At 43.5% G+C, this 255-nt stretch carries 1 pseudogene; it reads left to right on the top strand.

The window, feature by feature from the left end:
• Positions 1–69 precede the first annotated feature (69 nt).
• A pseudogene (locus tag ACEO2X_RS14665) lies at positions 70–255 on the top strand (IS66 family transposase); the annotation flags it as partial.

The raw sequence follows: 255 nt of genomic DNA, 5'->3' as shown, positions 1-255 counted from the left end.
GCTCGGCTATTCTGCTATCCTCCAAACGTTCTATTTCATTCTTCTCATGACCTCAGGCATACTGCGGTCATGAATACGCTGCCAGATTTAAGCCAACTGACCCATGAACAACTGCTGGAATTCACCCGGCAGTTGGCGATGCAGCATCAACAACTCGCAGAAGATAAACAACAATTAGATGCTCAAGTTCAACATCTGGAAGTATCAAATCAACAATTAGATGCCAAAGTTCAACATCTTGAAGTCACCAATCAG

The organism is Acinetobacter sp. AL9 (assembly GCF_041464035.1).
In the GTDB taxonomy this organism is placed as follows: Bacteria; Pseudomonadota; Gammaproteobacteria; order Pseudomonadales; family Moraxellaceae; genus Acinetobacter; species Acinetobacter towneri.
This window is presented reverse-complemented; position numbering and strand designations above follow the sequence as displayed.